Genomic DNA, 17,978 nt, shown 5'->3' on the forward strand with positions numbered 1-17,978 from the left:
TGTAGCTGGTTGGGGGGCTTTTACGACAGCCTCCTCTGGGAGAGGGCCGGGGAGAGGGAACGATCAAGCGCCATGATCGTTAGGCCTTAAGCAGCAATTGTAATCGGTTTTTGCCGTCGATCCACCGATATTCGATGCTTTCGGTCAAATTCTTAATAATCATCAAGCCCAGGTCATCGCTTATACTCGGACTTTCGAGCGGATTGCCTTCCTCTCCGTTACTTTCGCAGATGATTTCGAGGCGTTCGTTCTTTTCCGAATAGGCGATGGTCATATCCAGAACGATCGTGCGCAGATAAGGGTTATAGATTTGCAGTAATTCCTCGACCAATAGCAGCAAATTGTATCGGGTTTTCTTGGGCAGGATCTGCTTTTCACAAAAGGCCTCGATTTCCGCATTCATCGCATACAAATCGTAATCTGGAGAATTGATGCGGCAGGTGTAGCTGCGCACCCGGTTGATGAAAGCCCGGGTCTTTTCCTTGAGCGGATTCTCGAAAAGCTGTTCCGGGGGCCCCTCTTCGTAGATGATCCCCTCGTCCATATACAATATTCGGTTCGATACATCGCGGGCGAAATCCATTTCATGGGTGACGATCGCCATCGTCATGCCTTCCTTGGCGAGGCGGCGGATGACCGAGAGCACCTCCCTGACCATGGTCGGGTCCAGCGCCGACGTCGGCTCGTCGAACAGAATGATTTCCGGGTCCATGGCGAGACAACGAGCAATGGCCACGCGTTGTTGCTGGCCGCCGGAAAGTTCATCCGGATAACTGCCGGCCTTTTCCGCCAGCCCCACCAAACGCAACAATTCAAGCGCCTTGATCTTGGCGTTTTGCTCGCCGATGCCTTTAAGCCTGATCGGTGCGATGGTGAGGTTTTCCAGCACCGACAGGTGGGAAAACAGATTGAATGATTGAAATACCATGTTCATCTTTTGGCGTATTTCGGCGACATTGGTCTTCTTATCCAGAATATCCACGCCGTTTATTCGGATAGAGCCGCCGCTCGGAAGTTCGAGCAGGTTCAGGCAGCGCAGCAGGGTGCTCTTGCCGGTGCCGGAAGGTCCGATGATCGAGACGACTTCCCCGGTTTTTATTTCGGTGGTAATGTCCTTCAGCACGACCAGGTCGCCGAATTTCTTGGACAGATGGTCGATTTTGATCATGACTGGGCTCCTTTACGCCGTTTGTATTTCGGATCGGTAATTCGTTCCAGGTATTCCAATGACAGCATCAGCACCCAGGCGATCACGAAGTACAGAATCGCCACCATGATCAACGGAAAAAAGGCGTCGAAGGTGCGGGCGCGGATGATATCGCTGGCCTTGGTCAAATCCTGCACCGCGATGTAGCCGACGATAGACGTCATCTTGACCAAGGAAATGAATTCGCCCTTGTACACCGGCAAGATGCGCTGCACGGCCTGCGGCAGCACGATGAAGATAAAGGTTTGTAGCTTCGTGAAGCCCATCGCGATACCGGCTTCGGTCTGGCCCTTGTCGATGCTTTCGATGCCGGTGCGGAACATTTCCGAAACATAGGCGCCGAAATTCAGGCCGAAGGCGATGATGGCGACCAGCACCGGACTGATATTGACCGACGCGAACACGACATAGAAGATCAGCATCAACAGCACCAGTACCGGCATGCCGCGCAGGAGGTTGATATAGATTTTGGCGGGCAAGTTCAAAACCGGGCGTTTCGACATCCTCATGAAACAGACCAAGGCGCCGGTCAGCGTCCCGAACAGCGTCGCAAAGATCGAAATGACGACGGTGGTCTTCAGTCCGTCCCAGATCAATAAGTAGCGTTGCTCATGGATGATGTTGCTGTAAAAACTGTTGGCGATGCGGGTAAGGAAGGATGAGGATGCCGTCGTGCTATCGGATGGGCTGTCGTAGGCCGCCAGATTTTTTTTCAACGCGAAGACGCTGGCCTTCAATTCGAAGTAAGGCTCGGAAAAATCGATCCGGGTCTTGCGTTCGTCGGTGATCATCAGCGTGCTGTCGATCATGTCGATCTTGCCGGCTGAGACGGCGGCGATCAGGTTGCCGAATTCCATGTCGGCGTATTTGACTTTTTTACCGATATAGGCTCCGAAGCGCTCGGCCAATTCGATATCGAAACCGATCAGTTCGTTGTTTTGAATGACGGCGAAAGGCAGTCCCTTATCGCTGACGATGCCGACTATCAGCACGCCATTGCTACCCGCATTGGCGATCTCGGGCATTATGCTGTTACCTTGTTCGATCCAGCGATCCACGACATCATTCAACACGCCGTTCGCTTGAATTTGTTTCAGGAAGGCGTTGAATTGTTCGCGCAAGACGTCGTTGTTTTGGTTGAAACCCATGCCGACCGGAATGGACAGCACCGGCTCGCCCAATAAGGCTAATTCCTGGTCTTCGCGCAAGATCTGAATCAAGTTCGCCCGGTTGTAAATGCCGGCATCGATCTTACCGGATCGGACCGCCAATACCAGGTCGGACGGCGATTTGTACTGCAGAATCTGGGCGTTCGGATAATGTTCGGTCGCATAGGTATCATAGACCGACCCCAGCAGCACACCGATACGCTTGTCGCTTAAATCGGCGACCGTCATGAGTTTGTCGGTGACGACGTTTTTCTTCAGCGCGAAAACCCGCGTGCCCATCTTGAAGTAGGGATTGGAGAAGTCGATCTGTTTCTTTCTTTCCTCGGTGACATAGATAGAGCTGATAATGATGTCGGCCTTGCTGGTGGACACCGCGGCGATCAAGCTGCCGAAATCCATATTATCGAATTTGATTTTTTTGCCGAGATAGGCCGCGAATCGCTCCGACAATTCGATATCGAAGCCCACCCATTGGTTGTCTCGAAGCGCGACAAAAGGCATCCCCGCGTCACTGACGCCGACGACCAGAACGCCGTTGTTTTGGCTGTTTGCGATGACGGGCAATTGGATATCGCGTCTTTCCATCCAACGCCGCAGCATGTCGGCGTAGATGCCGTTTTGCTTGATTTGCGCCAGAAATTCATTGAAACGATTCCTGAGCTGTTGATTATCTTTCTTGAAACCGGCGGCTACATCGAAGTCGAATAGAGAGCCGCCCAACAGCGCGAAACTATCGTCATCACGCATGATTTCGCGTAGCGGTTCGGCATCGTACAAAGCGACGTCTACCTTGCCGGTCTTGACCGCCAACGCGACATCCGCCGGCGACTTGTATTGCAGAATCGTCGCATCGGGGTAGTGTTTCGTCGCATAGGTGTCGTGCGCCGAACCCAGCAGCACGCCGATGCGCTTGTTTTCCAGGTCCGCGACCGAGGAAAGTTTTAGCGTTTGCATGATCAGTTTTTCCGGGTCGCCGGCGGAGCCGGTCGAGGGCGCTCGTTTAACCAGCATCACCTGCGCATTGGCGTAATACGGCTGGGTAAAATCGACGAATTGACTGCGTTCCTTGGTCGCCGTCATGCCGGTGACGATGATATCGACCTTGCCGGATTGCAGGGCGGGGATCAGCGCCATGAATTTCATGTTGTAAAATTCGACCGGCCGGTGAAGTTTGGCGCCGATAATTCGGGCGAACTCGCCGTCATGACCGCTGACCCTGCCGTTTTTGTCGACAAAACTGAACGGTTCCCGTGTCGCGCTGACCCCTATTTTGAGCGGCGTCCCCTCACTCGGGAGGGTGATGTTCAATTCTTCATAAGGGCTTAAATCCGGTTTGAACCAACGCTTTTTCATCGAGGCCAGGGTGCCGTCATTTTTCAGTTCGGTGATGATCCGGTTCAATGTCGCGAGCAACTCGTCATTGCCTTTTCTGACAGCGATCGCGGTATTTTCGTGGTCGAGTGGTTCGGACAGCACGGTGAATTCCGGGTTCTTTTTCGACACCTGAAGCGCGGCGGGAAATGCCGTGACGATGGCATCCAATTGGCCGGATTTCAGCGCGGCGACGGCGTCCATGATATCGTCGAAACTTTTGACCTGAGCCTGTGGAAACCTGGCGAGCGTGATGGCTTCACCGGTCGACCCGGTCATGACCCCGATGCTTGCCTGTTTGGCATCATCGAGACGGGTGATGACGATGTCGTTTTTTCTGCAGCCGCTGACAAACGCAACGGTTGCCAGCAAGAACAGCAAGATGGGTATTGCCTTTTTCATCTTTTCTCCTTGCCCATAGTGGCCGGCCGTTTCTTAGACATTTTTAGCGCCAACATCGTGATGTCGTCCGACTGGGAAGCCCCGTCGGCATGACGCGCCACTTCCAAACCGATGTTATGGACCATGTTCGTCACGTTTGTATCAGGGGCGGATTGCAACGCAGTCAGCAAGCGCTGTTCGCCAAAAAGTTCTTCCGATGGATTTTTTGCCTCGGTCACGCCATCGGTATAGAGAAACAGGATGCCTTCCTGTTCCAATTGGAGGTGCTCGGTCACGAAGACGGTATCGTCCATCGCCCCCAGCATCAAGCCCGGCTTCGGCTTCAGGTATCGCGCGCGCCGCGAATCGATAATCAGCGGCGGGTTATGGCCGGCATTTGAGAAGCGAACGTGTCCGCTGGTTATGTCGAGGATAGCGCAGAATACCGTCGTGAACATGCAGCTTTCGTTGTCCGCCGCGAGTATGGTGTTGACGGAAGAGAGGATCTTGGCCGGCTCCTTCAGCCGCTGGCCTTCGGTCTTCAGCAGGGTTTTTGCCACCATCATATACAAGGCCGCGGGAACGCCCTTGTCGGAAACGTCGGCAATCAGGAAGCAGAGATTGTTCTCGTCGATGAAAAAGAAGTCGTAGAAATCGCCGCCGACTTCTTTGGCGGGAACCATCGATGCGTAGATTTCAAATTCGGGATGTTCGGGGAAGGGCGGAAAGATGCGAGGCAGCAGGCTTGCCTGAATATCGGTCGCGACCTTGAGCTCGCTCTGAATGCGTTCCTTCGCCGCGGTAGTTTCGGTCAGATTTTTGATGTACTCCTTCAAAGACTGTTCCATGACCTGGAAATCGTGGGTCAAAACGCTCACTTCGTCGTTCGTTTGCGGCATTGGCAAGGCCACGTCGAAGTTTCCTGTCGCGATTTCATCGGTCGCCGCAGTCAATCTTTGCAATGGTTTGATGATCGCCTTGGCAATGGAAATGACCGCCAGAATTAGCAGTAAGATGCCGACGCCCCCCATCGTCGCCATGGTCATGCTCATTTTGCGGACATTTTCCAGTAGTTCTGTTTCGGGAAAGACGACGGCCAACGACCAGCCGGTAGAAGGGATCGGCGTGTAATACATCCAGCCGTTGATGCCGACCAAGCTGGTGTAATGGACGAAACCGGATTCGCCCCTGACCATTTTCTTGCCGAGTTCCCGCAGCGAAGGGTCGTGGCGTTCCTCCGCAATGCTGAAAAAAGTTTCGTTCATGATGGCCTCCTGCAACGGGTGGGCCAGCACCATGCCGTTGCGGGAAAACAGGGCCGCATAACCGGTCCTAAGGATTTTGACCGAGCTGATGTATTCGGTCAGAGCTTCGAGAGAAATGTCCGCGGTCACAATACCCTGAAGTCGCTTTTCGCCATCGCCGTGCTTATAAAACGGCACCGAACAGGTCGACATCAGAATGTTGCCGGCGCCTTCGTCGAAATAGGGTTCGCTCCATTCGAGTTCGCCCAGCTCACGCGGAATTTGATACCAGTCCCAATACAGGTAAGGCAAGTGCTGGTAGGAAACTTCCAACCGTTCAAAGGCAATTATCCCGTTCTTCCGGTAATAATAGGGCGCATAGAGACGCTCATCGGAGCTGAAGGCATAGGGCTCGAAGGCGACGGCCGAGCCGTATATCTCGGGATTGTCTGCGACGGTGGTTTCGATCAGAGACAGAAGCTGTCGTTCCTTCAAGTTGACGATTTCAAGGGAACGCGCGACGTTTGAGGCACCTTGGCAACCGCCGTCAGCAGAGTCTCTATCCGATAGACTATCGACATGGCGAGGTTGCGCGCATTGCTTTCCAGTTCGTTTTGCAAAAGGGAACGCGACTGGTAATAGTTATAGCCGAGCGTCACAGAAAAAATCACGCTGCTGAACAGCGTGATGACCAGAACGAGCCGGACGACAATGCTACTTTTCCTCGCCATCGGCTCTCCAGGCAAAGTCGTTGTAATCCGGATAGTCGTCGATTAGACCCTGTTCTTGCATGGTCCGGCCTACGGCCACGTAATCCTGCTCCCGCAATTCGCCGAGTTTAGTCTGTGTGTCGGCGGGCATCATCAGGTCCCGCATCCGTTCCAGCATCCATCGCTGGTGAACACGGTTGGCGGGTAAATGAGCCTCATGCATGTAGTTGATGACGATATCCAGCGCTTCGTCGGGGTGAGCGAAGGCGTAGCGCCAGCCTTGCAACGAGGCTTCGACGAATGCCGCCGCCAGCTCCGGGTCGTGGGAAACGGTGTTTTGCAGCGCGTAGATGCCGTCTTCCAGAAGATTCATGCCCCGGTCTCTGAGGAAAAAGACGTTTAATTCCTCGGGATCGATGCCGGAATTGATAATCGTATGGTACTCGTTGAACCACATCGCGGATGTCACGTCGATGCCTCCGCGCAGAAACAGATTGACGGTATGCGACTGACGCACCGCGTGAATCTTGATGTGGTGTCTGGCGAACAAGGCGCGAGGCGGAATGGAGACGTCTCCTTCCCATAAGCCTACCTTTTTGCCGTCCATGTCGGCAATGGTGTCGATTCCGGATGTCTTTTTCGCAATCAGCAGCATCGACGAGCGCTGATTGGTTTGAGCCAGGTTGACAAGCGGAATCCCGGCGGCACGATGCCGCAGGGCGGAAGTCAACCACAAAATGGCAAAGTCGGCGGCGCCTTTCTTCAGCGCGTCGACGGGAGAATGGCCGGGACCGGCCCGGAGAATCGTTAAATCGATGCCGTGCTTGGCATAGAGGCCTTTGTCGAACGCCACGTAATAGCCGGCGAACTGCGCCTGCGGCTCCCACAGCGGCATCAGGGTGGCTTTTTTGAGTGGACGCTCGGTCGAATAAATCGGTAGCGCAATAACCCACCATAGCAACAAACACATCACGGCGGTGAGTGAATATTTTCTTAATGGAGGGTGGCACTTAGGTGACATCGTATTCATCACCGCTTAGGGTTGTCTTTTCGGGTAAGGGCGTCTCATTCACGATCCTCTTTACGATCAGCCACGCTAGTGGATTATAGTAATTTCTGTTGTATCAGGTTGGCAATCAAGACGAGGAAGAAATAGCTGGCCCAATCTGAATGTTAATTGTCAGCTAGCTTTTTAAATTACATCGGTTTCGACTCTAACAGTAAATTGTTTTAATGAGCCATAATGAACTGAGGAATGAAGATTACCGATTTAACAGAGGATAGATCTCTTCAGCTTTTTTGTTATGCTTAACCCCAAAAAATTACGATCATGAACACATTCCATCGATTGGACAACCTGGTTTCTGAAAACACCGCAGGAATTAAGATCTCCGCCATCAAAGAAATGGCGATGTTAAGCGCCAAGGTCGAAGACGCGGCCTCCCTGGCTTGGGGGCTGCCCTCATTTAGAACGCCGGAATACATCAGGCAGGGTGTTATCGAAGGCCTACAACACGATATCGATATCGGCAAATACGCCTTGCCGGACGGTTTACCGGAACTGCGTCGGCTGGTCGCCGAAAAGCACGAATTGGAAAACGCGGTCTCGGTCGACCCGGACCGGAATGTCATGATCACGGCTGGAAACATGCAGGGACTCAGTACGATTTTTCATGTCCTAACCGATCCCGGCGACGAAATCATTTTGACCGATCCTTGTTTCGCCTCGCATATTCAGCAAATTAAACAATGCGGCGGCAAGCCCGTGTATTGGCCGCTGAATGAAGAAGACGGCTGGCGTTTGAATTTGGCAACATTGCCAAGCTTGATCACCGATAAAACTAAGGCGATCGTGATTGTGTCGCCGTCCAATCCGACCGGAAAAATTTTCAGTAAAAGCGAACTGCTCGGGATCGGCCGCATTGCAAAACAAAAAGGCCTAATGATTCTGATCGACGATCCGTATTGTCATTTCACCTATGATCAGCGCGCTAAATATTTCAACCTGGCTGCCGAAAAAGAATTGACCGACCACATCGTCTATTGCTTTACCTTCTCTAAAGCCTATGCGATGAGCGGTTGGCGTCTCGGTTATATGATTTTGCCGGAACCTTTAAAAAAAGAGGCCGTTAAGGTTCACGACCTGAACATGATCTGTACACCGAGGATATCCCAGGTTGCCGGCATCGTGGCCTTGCGCGGCAAACCGTTACATCTGCTCGAATTCGAAGCGATATTAGCTAAGCGCCGGGAATTGATCTGTGAACGCCTCGATGTAATGCCTCAGGTTTTTACATACAACAAGCCGGAAGGGGCGTATTACGTGTTCCCCAAAATTGTGGCCCAACATCGAGATTCCTATGAGTTCTCGCTACGTTTGTTAAACGAGGCCAAGGTTACCGTTACGCCGGGCAGTGCTTTCGGTCCTTCCGGAGAACATCACGTCAGGATGGCTTATTGTGTTTCGGACGACATGATCAATCGTGCTTTCGACAGAATCGAAGTCTTATTCGGAATTTAAGAAAGCGTTCCAGTGCCAGATCGAATACCTAATTTTGTCGCCTTTCGTGTTTCCACCAGATAAATCTCCTGTATGGCCGATTTAACCCTTTAATCGCCAGTTCAGCCTCTCGTTTGCAAATATTTGTCGACAACGCCTTTTACCTTCGCAATGGTATAGGGCTTAGCGATAAAGCCTTTGCCGCCTAGTGCGACCGTGGTTTTGACATTGTCTATAGTGGCATTCGCACTGACGATGACGACGAATTGGTCCGGAATTTCCACTAAAATTTCCTTCATGACCTCGAAGCCGTTCATATCGGGCATTTCGACGTCCAGAAAAATAATGTCATAAAGCCCCAAATTGATTTGACGAATGGCATCATGGCCGCCGCCTGCTTCAAAGGTAATAATTCGCCGGCCCAGCCCCATTAACACGGATCTGAGCAGTTTCCGCGCGGCCATATTGTCATCCACGATCAATGCCGAAATTGAATTCATTTGTTATCTTTGTTGAATATTCTTGTAAGTCGGTTAATTTCGAGGCTATTTGTTGGAAATTTTCTTGTTCGAGATCGGATTCGATCGAGGCGGCGATTTTCCCCAAATCGGGGTGGCCATATCCGCCGGCGATTCCTTTCAATTGATGGGACTGGGATTTTAGCTCTTGCCAGTTTTGGCCTCGATATTCGCGTTCCATGGTTGCGATTGTAGCGGGGAGGGCGCGTAAAAATTCCTGCAAAATTGCCTGAAAATCCGGGTCATTAAGATTGATCTCATTATTTATCGATGGCGGCGTTTTCAAGAAACGGTTGAGCGTGGTGAAAAATGCATCCAGTTCAATCGGTTTGCTCAAAAAATCGTCGAAGCCAGCGTCGTGGCATTGCTGTTTGATGGTTACGGTCGCATTTGCGGTGAGAGCGATAATAGCGCCACCATAGCCCACGTTGCGCAGTAATTGGGTTGCTTCCAGCCCTCCCATGCCGGGCATCTGCATATCCATCAGAATCAGGTCGTAATTATTTTGCAGGGCTTTTTCCACGGCATTATTGCCATTATCGACAATTTCGACGGAAATCCCGGCCTTAGTCAGGAACAGGGAAATCAATTGTTGATTGTTGAGGTTATCTTCTACCAGCAAGACACTTCCCATCAGTCTTTCCGAACTGGTCCAGGGGTTGGTCTCCTTTTCCTGTTTGGGTAATTGCTCGAGATTGTATATCAAGGCATCATCCAACGCATGAGACTTCAGGGTCAGCGTAAACTGACTGCCTTTTCCCGGAACGCTGTGCATGCTAATCGTTCCGCCCAACATTTCCGCCAGTTGTTTGGAGATGGCGAGTCCCAAGCCCGAACCGCCGTAATGACGGGTTGTCGAAGTATCCGCTTGCACGAATTTTTGAAAAAGTTTGGCCTGTTCTTGCAAGGGTATGCCAATACCATTGTCGGTCACGATAAATTGGGTTTGGAGATCATCAATGGAATGGCGGATGGTGATCGTGATTTCGCCACGCTCGCTGAATTTGACGGCGTTGTAGCATAAATTCAATAATATTTGTTTTAGCCGCGTCGGGTCTGTTGTCAGTGTTTGCGGTAATGGAAAGCGGTAATAAATTTTAAAGTCCAATCCCTTTTCCTTGGCTTTTCCATGAATAATGGCGCCGATTTCATTCAATAAATGAAACGGGTCGGTGGCAAGCATTTCCAGTTCGAGCTTTCCGGCTTCGATTTTGGAGATGTCCAGGATATCTTTGATTATTCCAGAAAGGTGGTTCGAAGACTCCAGAATATCCTTAACGGCTTTATCTTGTTCTGTGTCGGACAGCTGGCCGTAACGAATAAGGTCGGCATAACCCAGAATAGCGGTCAGTGGTGTCCTGATTTCATGGCTGATATTGGCCAGAAATTGGCTCTTGGCCTGGTTGGCTTGCTCCGCGTCATTTCGGGCCTTTTCCAGTTCGGCCGTTCGTTGTTCGATAATTTCTTCCAGCTGTTTGTTATGCGCGCGTATGCAGCGATACAGCTCGAAATTTTCCAACATATTAGTGGTGCTGAGGAGAATGACGTTAAGCAGGTTCAATGCATCGCCTTGTTCGATAGCGTGAAAAGGGTCGACGACTGCGACGAACATGCCCCTAATACGAGAACGTGTCGATAACGGGTGCAGCAGGAGCGTTTTGTGATTTTGGCTGGATTCGAAGACAGCCTTTGTCTGGCTCAGGGCCCAGGCAAAAATGCCTTGTTCGATAAGATGATCGACTTCGTCCTGGATAAGAGCGGCAAGGCTGGATGGTTCGCAATAGCTTAAATTAAAACTGTGGTCTTGCTCGTCGATCAAGAAAAATGCCATGGCTTCGAACGTAAACAGTTCATTGAGTTGTTCACTGCATTCCCGCAAAATATGGTCGATGCCCATTTTCTGCTTGTCTGTTGGCTCGGCAGGGGGGGCATTGTAAGCCGATGGTGTCTTCATTCGATCTCTTAGTGTTTCAATGATCGGTTTTAGCGGTGATAATGCCGACGGCGTCTTGAAATTGTTGCTCAAAATCGCTTAACAACGCATCGAGAATCGAAACGGAAAGTCCCAGTTCTTTCCAGGCCGCATTATTCAGTGGTGGTACTAAATGTTCTCCGCTACTGTTGCAATCGAGGGCCGTAATGATTAAATCGGCAACATGGATAAGGGCAACATCGACCTTGAATCTGTCGGCCGTGTTAGGAGTATGATGGTAGTTGACCGCATAAATGATTTGCTCGGGCAGTTTCCACCGTTTAAGCAGTTGGCTGCCAACATGGGCATGGGTGAAACCCAAGATTTGTTTTTCCGTGCGATAAACTAATTGCTGTTGTGACCGGGCTGTTGCAAAAACGGTATTGATCTCCTCGGGCATCAGCATGAACATGATCAGGCTTCCGATATCGTGTAGTAGTCCCGAAACGAAAGCCCGTTCGATATTGAAGTCGCGGCGATAATTAGCCAGGATTCGAGCCACCACGCCGCAAGCGATACTGTGTTTCCAAAAAGACTCCATTGAGACGTAGGCATTGGGAATATTTTGGAACATTTCGAAAATAGATGTCGCTAGTGCGAGATCCTGCAACTGCTTTATTCCGACGACCGTCACCGCCCGGTTGAGCGAATCGATCTTGGAAGGGTAACCGAAAAAAGCGCTATTGACCAATTTCAGTAGTCTGACAGAAAGACCGACATCCTCGCTGATAATGGTGACAAAATCTTGATTGGAACTGGCCGGGTTATTGGCTGTTTCAACCAGTTTTAAATAAATAGTAGGCAATGAAGTGATCGTCAGAACCTTGTCGGCCAGTTTTTCGGGAGTCCAATTCATCGATTGTTTGTCCCCCGGTTTTTCAGGTTGTTTTTGGCGCTGATACGAAACAATTCATTGATCAATGGCTGTTTCATATCGCAGTGTTGAAATTTTACCCGGGATTTATCGAGGGCCCGTTTGATCTCATCGGCTGAATAATCCTGCTTGGGTTGGACGGAGTTATCCTCGCCGGTTGTAATTTCGACGTTATTGATTCCCCAGGTCTTAAAAACTTTAATGTGGTTCTCGTTGAGTTGGGCTCCGGCCTTCAAGAGAACACGACCGTTGGCATGTTCGGCATCTTTCGCCAAGACCATGCCTGGAACCAGGTCTTTGGTATTGATTTTAGCCATTGTGATTTAACCGTCGTTTTGGTTTTGCATCTTGATATGGTTCCACCCTGAAGGAGCGTTGCAAAGGTTGGGCGTTCAATGTCACCATAACGGACAAACTGGCTGGCCAAGGCCGTATATGGATTGAATGACCCGGCAATTACTTATTTTCGGATCTCGATTCAGGCCGAAAGATGTTGAACCAGTATGCCTTCCTCATGGTACTCGAGTAAATTCAGGTCGTAGGCGTCATGTTTAATCACTTTGAACAATTTATATGGCTTGCCGTGCTGGTCCAGTGCCCCAGGGGAAGCCAGATCGATCAGTTTTGGCATCACGGGTTGTTTCTGTTCATCCAGCAATAACAGGACTTTAGGTTTGGTTTTTTGGTGCGGATTGCTTTCGATGACCAAGGCGATCTCGCCGTTCGTCATTTCGACCGGGCAGCCGACCGGATAAATGCCGATACATTCGATAAATTGCATGACCAGTTTGCTATCGAAATGTGTTCCGCGTCCTTTGATCAAGATTTCGATGGCGTCCAAATGAAGCTTGCCTTTTTGATAAACCCTGTCGCTGGTGACGGCGTCATAAGTATCGACAATCGAAACGATTCGGGTAAAAGCGGTAAGCTCGGTGCTGACCAAGCCTCTGGGATAACCGCTGCCGTTGAGGCGTTCATGATGGGAATAAGCCACTTCAATTGCATCCTGCTCGACTCCTGGTGTGTTAAGCAGGATATCCCGGCCTAATTGTGCATGGCTTTTCATGACTTCCATTTCCCCAGCGTTTAGTGCGCTTTCCTTATTGAGGATTGCCAAGGGGATTTTGGATTTTCCCATGTCATGCAGCAGGCCGCACATTCCCAGTTTATTTAACTTGTCCTCGGATAGTTTAAGCTGCTTGCCTAACAGAATCGATAAGATACACACATTCAGACTGTGCTGAGTCGTGTATTCGTCCATGCATTTCAACTGGGTTAACAATTGCATCGTGTCGGAATTGTCCAACACTTTATTGACGCAATCGGAAACCGCTTCCTTGGCTACCCGTGTGTTAAGTTGATTGCCGAACCGCAAGTCGTCCATGACATTTTTGACCAAGTTATTGGTCGAACGGTAGGTGTCGGAAGCTTGTGAAAACGCCTTGTAAAAAGCAACGCGGTCGGATTCCTTCGTTATGCGGGTAGGAATGGCGCCGTATTGCTGTTTCTGCTTTTGCACATCGATCGAAACATAGGTACAACAATTACGCAGCTGTGCGATTTGTTCGCGCGAATGAATGATAAAGCCTTGCTTATATGCGCTAAAAGGAGACTGTTCCCAAGGAATATCCAATTCGCAGACGAACATGCCGATGCGCAGTTCTTGTACGTTGATTCTGGTCGCGTTGTCTTTCATTTCGGTTTGCAGGCGGTAATTGTTCGGTCTGAGAAGCCGTTATGGTTCAAAATTTAGTCTGGCGCCTTGATGACATCTCTTTCATTGCCGAACAGGAGTCTCTCGACACAATAAATATAGACCAAAAACGATCGCGACAGTGGTATCAGCTAGAGACTTTTAACCCCAAGAATAAACGATGGTTAGCCAGGCAACGTGATTATCCCTAATCGTAGCTCAAAATTTGGCGCCGAGATGCCTGTCAAAGGACGCCGTGAATAAGTCCATTTAGGCTCTATGCCAGCATTCATGCTGGCAAAGCCTTTGCCGAACACCCCGGCGCCTCTTTAGATATTGCCGAAAATTGAAGTGCGATAAGTATAACCAGGATTCTCGCGGCTATGATGATCGGCGCGAGAATCTGTTGGGATGAGCCGCGGTCTGCGTGACTTAAAGTTTTGCCTTCACCAGTTGATATATTTCTTCGCTGGCAATGTCGGCACCGTTGAGGATTTTTTCCAGCTCCGTAATTTTGGCATCGGCGAATTCCCGATCTTTCATGCTGCCGGCATTGATATAGACATTCAGGGCGGCGCTTTTCAGGGCTGCATAGCCGGCCATGACCGCTACGCCGGCGTCGCTGATGACTCCGAGATTGCCCTTGTCGGCGGCAATGCGGCTCAGTTCGATGGCTTCTGCGCACGCTTTGGCGCATTCCAACGGCACGTCCGTCGCTTCCTTCAGAACGGCTTGAATCCGCGCGCTTCTGGTGGTTTTTTCCTCTTCGCTGTCTTTTGGCAGGCCGTAGCAGGCCATCAATTTATTGAAGACATCGACGTCTGCCTTGATCATGTCGGTAAGTTTGGCGCGTAGCGCTTCCGATTTTGCCAATAGCGAGCGCATTTCGTTTTCCACTTCGGCATATTTCGGCTTGCCAATGGTCAGGTTACAGACCATGCCGGTCAAGGCGGCCGATTGCGCGCCCATCACGGCCGCGGCGCTGCCGCCGCCAGGCGTTGCCGCCTTGCTGGCCAAGGCATCGAGAAAAAGGGCTATCGATTGATCTTTGATTTCGCTCATGGTCGAATTATCCAATAGTTGAAATTAACTTTCCCGGCGCCAAGTGGTTTTACCTCCAGGCGCATCCTCAAGCACGATGCCTTGAGCTTTTAGCTGGTCGCGGATTTGGTCTGCCTGGCTCCAGTCCTTGTTTTGCTTGGCTGTGGCGCGTTCCTCGATCAGGGACTTGATTTCGTCTTCCGTCAAGCCGGCTTCATGGCTGCCGCCTTGCAGGAATGTATCGGGGGCCTCCTGCAAAATCCCCAGGATGGAACCTAGCGACTTTAAGGTGAAAGCCAGGTTTCGGACTCTTTCCGGATCGTCTTTCGATTTGTTCAGTTCGCGGGCGAGGTCGAACAACACGGCTATCGCTTCCGGCGTGTTGAAGTCGTCGTTCATGGCTTGCTCGAAATCGGCCTTATAGGCCTTGTCGATTTTGCCGTCGGCGCTTTCTATGCCGCGCAATGCCGTATACAGGCGGGTCAATGCCGCATTGGCCTCGTCCAGGTGTTCATCGGAATAGTTCAGCGGGCTGCGATAATGGCTGGTGAGAATAAAGAAACGGATGATTTCCGGACGGTACTGTTTCAATACCTCGCGAACAGTAAAAAAATTGCCCAACGATTTGGACATTTTTTCCTCGTTGACCCGCACGAAACCGTTATGCATCCACAAGTTGACGAATTTCTCGCCGGTCGCTCCCTCGGATTGGGCGATTTCGTTTTCATGGTGCGGAAACTGCAGATCCATGCCGCCGCCGTGAATGTCGAAATGGTTGCCCAGGCAGCAGGTCGACATCGCGGAACATTCGATATGCCAACCGGGCCGGCCGTTGCCCCACGGCGACTCCCAATATGGTTCGCCGGGCTTGGCCATTTTCCACAAAGCGAAGTCCAATGGGTCGCGTTTGGCCGAATCCACCTCGACGCGTTCGCCGGCCTGCAATTCCGCGATATTCTTGCCGGACAGACGGCCGTAGTTGTCGAATTTGGCGACCGAATAAAACACGTCGCCGTTGCTGCCGACATAGGCGAGGTCGTTAGCGATCAGTTTTTCGATCATGGCGATGATGCTGTCCATCGATTGCGTGGCTTTCGGCTCGATGTCCGGCGGCAATACCGACAGTGCGCGTTCGTCCTCATGCATCGCATCGATGAAACGTTCGGTTAATCGGCTGAAATCCTCGCCATTCTCGTTGGCCCGTTGGATGATTTTATCGTCGATGTCGGTGACATTGCGAACATAGGTCAGGTCGTAACCTAAATATCTGAAATAGCGCGCCACCGTGTCGAAAACGACCATGACGCGGGCGTGGCCGATATGGCAATAATCGTAAACCGTCATGCCGCAAACATACATACCCACTTTGCCGGGCACTCTGGGAGTAAAGGTTTCTTTGCTTCGAGTTAAGGTGTTATAAATTTTCAGCATGGTCGCGACAAAATTTTGATGGATTTAGCCAAAACGGTAAAAAACCGAGCAATTTACCAAGTTTTTGACTTCTCTTTCAAGGAAAAAACCAATAGAATCGTTCTTTTGCATCGTAACTAGGAAAAACTATGACCAGGATCCTTTTTTCCCTGATGCTACTTATCTTACCAACTCTTTCATTCGCTACGGAAAATAAAATGTCGGATAGTCAAACAAAAGTAAAACTAACCACCACGATGGGTGACATTGTCATCGAGTTGAATGCCGAAAAAGCGCCGATTTCCTCGGAAAACTTTTTGGCCTATGTTCGCGACGGATTTTACGACGGCACCATATTCCATCGCGTCATTCCCGGTTTCATGGCGCAAGGCGGCGGCTTCGATACCGATTTCCAACAGAAGGAAACCCGTGCCGCCATTAAAAATGAAGCGGACAACGGCTTGAAAAACGAGCGCGGGACCATTGCCATGGCGCGTACGCCCGACCCGGATTCGGCCACCGCCCAGTTCTTCATCAATTACAAAGACAACAGCTTTTTGAACTACACCAGCCCAACGCCAAACGGCTGGGGCTACGCGGTATTCGGTGAAGTGGTCGAAGGTATGGATGTGGTCGATGAAATGGCCGGCGTGCCGACCGGAAACAATGGCATGCACCAAGATGTGCCGAAAACCAATATCGTGATCGAAAAGGCCGTCGTGCTGGAATAAGGTCTCCACCCATAGGCAGCGTTCTTCAAAATTCGGCCCCTCAATATCTTCGTCTTCCGGGAGAAGGCCGGATGAGAGGAGCTCAAGAAAAACTTTGAAGCACGAACAGTTTAACCCGCGGAAGGGCGGCTGCGATGCTGCTCTTTCGCCTCGATGATAGCGACGCCCTTGCAACAGGAAATCATCTTCATCTCCGATTTACATATCTCGCTGGAAAAAAAGGAAATCACCCGCCGCTTCCTCTCGTTTCTCGAGCACCGAGCCGGTCGGGCCAAGGCGCTTTACATTCTCGGCGATCTGTTCGACGCCTGGATTGGCGACGATGACAACACACCGCCGAACAAAGCGATTAAACGGCGGCTGCAACACTTGAGCGCCAACGGAACGCGGGTTTTTTTACAGCTGGGAAACCGGGATTTTCTCTTGGGCCAGCGCTTTGCCGAGGAAACCGGGGTCGTTCTGTTGGAGGATTATCATGTCATCGATTTATTCGGCAGCAAGACCTTGCTAACTCATGGCGACTTGTTATGCACGGATGATATCGCCTATCAGGCATTTCGGGCCAAGTCGCGCACCCCCGAATGGATCGGCAATGTATTGTCCAAGCCGTTGTTGCTGAGATTGCTGGCGGCGCGCTGGTATCGCTTCCGCAGCCATTTTCACAAGCGCAAGAAATCGCAGGAGATCATGGACGTCAATCAACAGACGGTCGTCGAAGCGATGCGGCATCACGGCTGCAATCGCTTGATTCACGGCCATACCCACCGGCCAGCGGTGCATGAATTTCTGATCGATGGCCAGCGGGCGCAACGCTTCGTCCTGGCCGATTGGAGGAAAAAGTCGGCCGAAATCCTCTGCTGGACCCCCGACGGGTTCACTCGCGAAAAGCTGGTTTAACGTTATCCGGCGGATGAACGTGTATCATCGGGATAATTGAGTCCTAACGAATAAGGTTAGATTGTAATCGCGGAGCGAGCCACAATCTGAACCGTTTGTTGGACAAGCCCGGTATTCGGAGGGAGCGTTATATAAGAAAATAGCTTTTCGAAGGATTGGGGGATGTGTTGGCCCATTTCAAGCGTTGACGTCGATAAACGGGCTGAAATGGGCGTGATGCTGATCATCACACCCGGAATTTCGGATTTTAGCGGCATTTT

Annotated in this window: 15 protein-coding genes; 3 read left to right on the top strand and 12 right to left on the bottom strand. The window is 51.0% G+C overall.

What is annotated here, in order from left to right:
- Positions 1–79 precede the first annotated feature (79 nt).
- Genes EP25_RS0117575 through EP25_RS0117590 form a run of 5 tightly spaced genes read right to left on the bottom strand, consistent with a single transcriptional unit; the run spans position 80 to position 7,052 of the window.
- Complete coding sequence (locus tag EP25_RS0117575; RefSeq protein ID WP_031435100.1) at positions 80–1,168, bottom strand: amino acid ABC transporter ATP-binding protein; 1,089 nt, start codon at positions 1,166–1,168, stop codon at positions 80–82.
- The gene (locus EP25_RS0117580) at positions 1,165–4,149 is read right to left on the bottom strand and encodes an ABC transporter permease subunit (RefSeq protein ID WP_031435101.1); all 2,985 of its coding nucleotides are present in this window, start codon (positions 4,147–4,149) and stop codon (positions 1,165–1,167) included. Before EP25_RS0117580 ends, EP25_RS0117575 begins: the two co-directional genes overlap by 4 nt.
- Positions 4,146–5,867, bottom strand: a complete 1,722-nt coding sequence (locus EP25_RS22110; protein WP_235185941.1) for a SpoIIE family protein phosphatase — start codon at positions 5,865–5,867, stop codon at positions 4,146–4,148. The genes EP25_RS0117580 and EP25_RS22110 overlap by 4 nt, the downstream gene beginning before the upstream one ends.
- Positions 5,864–6,103, bottom strand: coding sequence for a hypothetical protein (locus EP25_RS23960; RefSeq protein WP_235185942.1), 240 nt, complete (start codon positions 6,101–6,103; stop codon positions 5,864–5,866). Before EP25_RS23960 ends, EP25_RS22110 begins: the two co-directional genes overlap by 4 nt.
- A complete protein-coding gene (locus EP25_RS0117590; protein WP_235185943.1) occupies positions 6,087–7,052 on the bottom strand; it encodes an ABC transporter substrate-binding protein in 966 nt (321 codons plus the stop codon). The genes EP25_RS23960 and EP25_RS0117590 overlap by 17 nt, the downstream gene beginning before the upstream one ends.
- Positions 7,053–7,412: 360 nt before the next feature.
- On the opposite strand from EP25_RS0117590, the gene EP25_RS0117595 reads away from it, so the two are divergent.
- On the top strand, positions 7,413–8,603 hold the full coding sequence (locus EP25_RS0117595) for a pyridoxal phosphate-dependent aminotransferase (protein WP_031435103.1): 1,191 nt from the start codon (positions 7,413–7,415) through the stop codon (positions 8,601–8,603).
- A gap of 101 nt (positions 8,604–8,704) precedes the next feature.
- Here the strand turns inward: EP25_RS0117595 and EP25_RS22605 are convergent, their stop codons facing one another.
- The 7 genes from EP25_RS22605 to cysS all read right to left on the bottom strand — a co-directional run bounded on the left by EP25_RS22605 (position 8,705) and on the right by cysS (position 16,111).
- Positions 8,705–9,082 (bottom strand): response regulator, encoded by a 378-nt coding sequence (locus EP25_RS22605; RefSeq protein WP_051906821.1) that lies wholly within the window; start codon positions 9,080–9,082, stop codon positions 8,705–8,707.
- Positions 9,051–11,054: an ATP-binding protein gene (locus tag EP25_RS0117605; protein ID WP_084191085.1), complete on the bottom strand. Its 2,004-nt coding sequence runs from the start codon at positions 11,052–11,054 to the stop codon at positions 9,051–9,053. Before EP25_RS0117605 ends, EP25_RS22605 begins: the two co-directional genes overlap by 32 nt.
- 16 nt (positions 11,055–11,070) lie before the next feature.
- Positions 11,071–11,928: an HDOD domain-containing protein gene (locus tag EP25_RS0117610; protein WP_031435106.1), complete on the bottom strand. Its 858-nt coding sequence runs from the start codon at positions 11,926–11,928 to the stop codon at positions 11,071–11,073.
- Positions 11,925–12,263, bottom strand: coding sequence for a hypothetical protein (locus tag EP25_RS22115; RefSeq protein WP_036300733.1), 339 nt, complete (start codon positions 12,261–12,263; stop codon positions 11,925–11,927). Before EP25_RS22115 ends, EP25_RS0117610 begins: the two co-directional genes overlap by 4 nt.
- Before the next feature lie 161 nt (positions 12,264–12,424).
- On the bottom strand, positions 12,425–13,642 hold the full coding sequence (locus EP25_RS0117620) for an HD-GYP domain-containing protein (RefSeq protein ID WP_051906825.1): 1,218 nt from the start codon (positions 13,640–13,642) through the stop codon (positions 12,425–12,427).
- Between the two features lie 429 nt (positions 13,643–14,071).
- The gene (gene fchA / locus EP25_RS0117630) at positions 14,072–14,701 is read right to left on the bottom strand and encodes a methenyltetrahydrofolate cyclohydrolase (protein ID WP_031435108.1); all 630 of its coding nucleotides are present in this window, start codon (positions 14,699–14,701) and stop codon (positions 14,072–14,074) included.
- Positions 14,702–14,725: 24 nt separating this feature from the next.
- A complete protein-coding gene (gene cysS / locus EP25_RS0117635; protein ID WP_031435109.1) occupies positions 14,726–16,111 on the bottom strand; it encodes a cysteine--tRNA ligase in 1,386 nt (461 codons plus the stop codon).
- A gap of 197 nt (positions 16,112–16,308) precedes the next feature.
- Here cysS and EP25_RS0117640 point away from each other — a divergent pair, with 197 nt between their 5' ends.
- Both EP25_RS0117640 and EP25_RS0117645 read left to right on the top strand, forming a co-directional pair.
- On the top strand, positions 16,309–16,821 hold the full coding sequence (locus EP25_RS0117640; protein ID WP_235185944.1) for a peptidylprolyl isomerase: 513 nt from the start codon (positions 16,309–16,311) through the stop codon (positions 16,819–16,821).
- A 168-nt stretch (positions 16,822–16,989) separates the two neighbouring features.
- Positions 16,990–17,718 (top strand): UDP-2,3-diacylglucosamine diphosphatase, encoded by a 729-nt coding sequence (locus tag EP25_RS0117645; protein ID WP_031435111.1) that lies wholly within the window; start codon positions 16,990–16,992, stop codon positions 17,716–17,718.
- Positions 17,719–17,978: the final 260 nt, after the last annotated feature.

The organism is Methylomarinum vadi, assembly GCF_000733935.1.
Taxonomy (GTDB): Bacteria; Pseudomonadota; Gammaproteobacteria; order Methylococcales; family Methylomonadaceae; genus Methylomarinum; species Methylomarinum vadi.